At 69.4% G+C, this 3,801-nt stretch carries 1 protein-coding gene and 2 pseudogenes; all 3 read left to right on the top strand.

Going from position 1 to position 3,801, the window contains the following annotated elements:
- The coding region (gene rhlB, locus DK254_RS18725) for an ATP-dependent RNA helicase RhlB (protein WP_146219630.1) at nucleotides 1–1,369 on the top strand (1,369 nt) is incomplete at its 5' end.
- Between the two features lie 390 nt (nucleotides 1,370–1,759).
- Nucleotides 1,760–2,530: pseudogene (locus DK254_RS35220) on the top strand (cache domain-containing protein); the annotation flags it as partial.
- Nucleotides 2,531–3,142: 612 nt separating this feature from the next.
- Nucleotides 3,143–3,649 (top strand): annotated as a pseudogene (locus tag DK254_RS35225) (methyl-accepting chemotaxis protein); the annotation flags it as partial.
- Nucleotides 3,650–3,801 lie beyond the last annotated feature (152 nt).

The raw sequence follows: 3,801 nt of genomic DNA on the forward strand, positions 1-3,801 counted from the left end.
CAAGCCGCGCGGCGAACGCCAGGACAAAAACGAACGCCAGGACCGCGGCGACCGCCCGGACAAGGCCGAGCGCGCCGACAAGCCGCCGCGCGAGAAGACCGAGAAGGCCGAGCGCCCGCGCCGCGAGCGCAAGCCCAAGGCGCCCGTGGTGGACAACTGGAAGCTGGAAGACTTCGTGGTCGAGCCGGCCGAAGGCAAGACGCGCTTCCACGACTTCAACCTCGACCCGCGGCTGATGCACGCCATCCACGACCTCGGCTTCCCCTACTGCACGCCGATCCAGGCGCAGGTGCTGGGCTTCACCCTCAGGGGCCAGGACGCCATCGGCCGCGCCCAGACCGGCACCGGCAAGACCGCCGCGTTCCTCATCTCGATCATCACCCAGCTGCTGCAGACGCCGCCGCCCAAGGAACGCTACATGGGCGAGCCGCGCGCGCTGATCATCGCGCCGACCCGCGAGCTGGTGGTGCAGATCGCCAAGGACGCCGTGGGCCTGGCCAAGTACACCGGCCTGAACGTCATGAGCTTCGTCGGCGGCATGGACTTCGACAAGCAGCTCAAGACCCTCGAGTCGCGCTACTGCGACATCCTCGTGGCCACCCCCGGCCGCCTGCTGGACTTCAACCAGCGCGGCGAGGTGCACCTGGACATGGTCGAGGTGATGGTGCTGGACGAGGCCGACCGCATGCTCGACATGGGCTTCATCCCCCAGGTCCGCCAGATCATCCGCCAGACCCCGTACAAAGGCGAGCGCCAGACCCTGCTGTTCTCCGCCACCTTCACCGACGACGTGATGAACCTGGCCAAGCAGTGGACCGTGGACCCGGCCATCGTCGAGATCGAGCCGGAGAACGTCGCCAGCGACACCGTCGAGCAGCACGTCTACGCCGTGGCCGGCAGCGACAAGTACAAGCTGCTGTACAACCTGATCGCGCAGAACGACTGGACCCGGGTGATGGTCTTCGCCAACCGCAAGGACGAGGTCCGGCGCATCGAGGAACGCCTGACCAAGGACGGCATCAGCGCCGCGCAGATGTCCGGCGACGTGCCGCAGCACAAGCGCATCAAGGTCCTGGAAGGCTTCCGCGAAGGCAAGATCCGCGTACTGGTGGCCACCGACGTGGCCGGCCGCGGCATCCACGTCGAAGCCATCAGCCACGTGATCAACTTCACCCTGCCGGAAGACCCGGACGACTACGTGCACCGCATCGGCCGCACCGGCCGCGCAGGCTCCACCGGCACCTCCATCAGCTTCGCCGGCGAGGACGACGCCTTCGCCCTGCCGCCGATCGAGGAACTGCTGGGCCGCAAGATCACCTGCGAGATGCCGCCCACCGAGCTGCTCAAGCCGGTACCGCGCAAGCACTGAGGCCGGCGCGATGACGAAAGGCGAAGCCGCGAGGCTTCGCCTTTTTCGTTTCCGCCGGCGTTACGCCCGGTGACGCCGGGCGCCCGCGGTGACGCACCCGGGCGGTGCATGGCGCTCCTCGCTTCCTGCCGGGCCCGCCGGGACGACGCCCCCCTTCGCCCCACCAACAATGGCACCCGGCCATTGTCCTGCCTGGGCCGCGGGTGTCCGACTGAGCAGATAAACGAACGGCCTGATCGATTTTGTTTACGTTCGTAAATAAATTTGCACGCTTCTTGCAGAATTTTTTACGACGTCCTCCAGACCTTCGGAATCCCGCCCATGCCCTTGCGCGCCAAGCTTGCCCTGAGTTTCCTGCTGATCGGCCTCATCCCGGTGCTGGTCATGGCCATGGTGGTCTACCACCAGGCCAGCCGCGCCCTCGAAGAACAGAGCCTGAACGCCCTGGAGGCGGTGGCCAGCATCAAGCAGCGGCAGCTGATGGACGCCTGGCAGGCCCGCCACGACCAGCTCAGCAGCCTGGCCGGCAACCTCGGCGCCAACTACGCGGGGCTGGAGAGCGAGGCGCTGGTCACCACCGCCAACTACGACCGCCCAGTGTTCGAGAACTTCACCAGGACCTTCGGCTACCGCGAGCTGCGCCTGGTGGCCAGCGACGGCAGCGTGGTCTTCAGCCTCGGCCGCGGCGCCGACTACCAGCAGGACATGAACGCCCCACAATGGCGCGACACGCCCTTCGGCCGCTTCGTCCGCGGCGCGCTGGCCAGCGGCAAGGCGAGCATCAGCGACCTGGAGCCGGCCCTGGATGATAAGCAGCCGGTGCAGTGGCTGGCCGCGCCGATCAAGGACCACGACAAGCTGCAGCTGCTGCTGGTGCTGGAACTGCCGCTGAAGGCGATCAACGACGTGATGCAGAGCCGCCAGGGCCTGGGCGAGGCCGGCGAGACCTACCTGGTGGGCGGCGACGGGCGCCTGCGCTCGGATTCGGTGCGCTTCGCCGACCACCACGTGCGCCGTGCCGGCGACACCCCCGCCGCCCTCCCCGGCCAGGCCAGCGAGAAGGCCCTGGCCGGCGAGCAGGGGCGCCTGACCGAGACCGGCCTGAGCGGCGAGACGGCGCTGAAGTCCTTCGTGCCGCTGAACCTCGACGGCCTGCACTGGGCGCTGGTGGCGGAAATGGACCAGGGCCAGGCCTTCGCCCCGGTGCGCAAGCTGATGTGGCAGATGCTGGTGCTGGGCCTGCTGACCCTCGCCGGCGTGGCCGCCGGCACCTGGCTGGTCAGCCGCAGCGTGATGCGCCCGCTGGGCGGCGAGCCGGCGAGCATGGCGGCCCTGGCCCAGCGCCTGGCCAACGGCGAGCTGAAGCTGGCCGGCGGCGCCGAGGCCGCCAGCGGCCTGATGCAGGCCCTGCACGAGATGGCCGCGGCCTGGCGCCAGGTGGTGGAGCGCCTGCGCCAGGCCAGCGAAGCGGTGGGCGACGCCAGCGGCGACATCCTCGACGCCGCCGGGCGCACCAGCAGCCACCTCGACCAGCAGCAGGAAGCCCTGGAGATGGTGGTCAGCGCCGTCGACCAGATGGCCGCCACCGTCCAGGAAATCGCCGGCAGCGCCAGCCGCAGCGCCGACGGCAGCGCTGCCGCGCGCGAGGCCTTCGTGACCATGCAGGACACCCTGCAGCGCATGATCGGCCGCCAGGACCAACTGCTCGCCGGCCTGCGCGACGCCGACCGGGTGGTGCAGGCCCTGGCCGGCGACAGCCAGCAGATCAACTCGGTGCTGGAGGTGATCCGCTCCATCGCCGAGCAGACCAACCTGCTGGCCCTCAACGCCGCCATCGAGGCCGCCCGCGCCGGCGACGCCGGCCGCGGCTTCGCCGTGGTGGCGGACGAAGTGCGCAGCCTGGCCCAGCGCACCCGCAGCGCCACCGACGAGATCGTCACCATCGTCGGCACCCTCGGCGACTCCTCCAGCCAGGCCCAGGCCAGCATGGGCGGCGCCACCGAACAGGCCCATACCCTGGAGCACGACACCCAGGCGGTGCTGGACTCCCTCGGCGCCCTCGACCAGTCCCTGCAGGGCGTGCACGCCATGGCCTTCCAGATCGCCGCGGCGGCCGAGCAGCAGGCCGCCACCACCCAGGAGGTGAACCAGCACATGCACCGCCTGAGCGACATGACCGCGGAAAACCGCAAGACCGCCGCGCACACCCGCGACTGCGGCGAGCACCTGCGCAAGGTGGCTGGGAGCCAGGAGGCGTTGGTGGCGCAGTTTCAGCTCTGAAGGCTTTTGCTCGCGAACGGCACTCACCGGAAATGTCGGCGGGTTGGTTCAGCGCCTTTCCCTCTCCCCAGCCCTCTCCCTGAAGGGAGAGGGGGCTAGTCCGTGCCGAGAGGAGGAATGGTTTCAGCCGGAAACCTTCGTTGTTGCCGGCT

The organism is Pseudomonas sp. RW407, assembly GCF_003176655.1.
Lineage (GTDB): Bacteria > Pseudomonadota > Gammaproteobacteria > Pseudomonadales > Pseudomonadaceae > Pseudomonas > Pseudomonas delhiensis.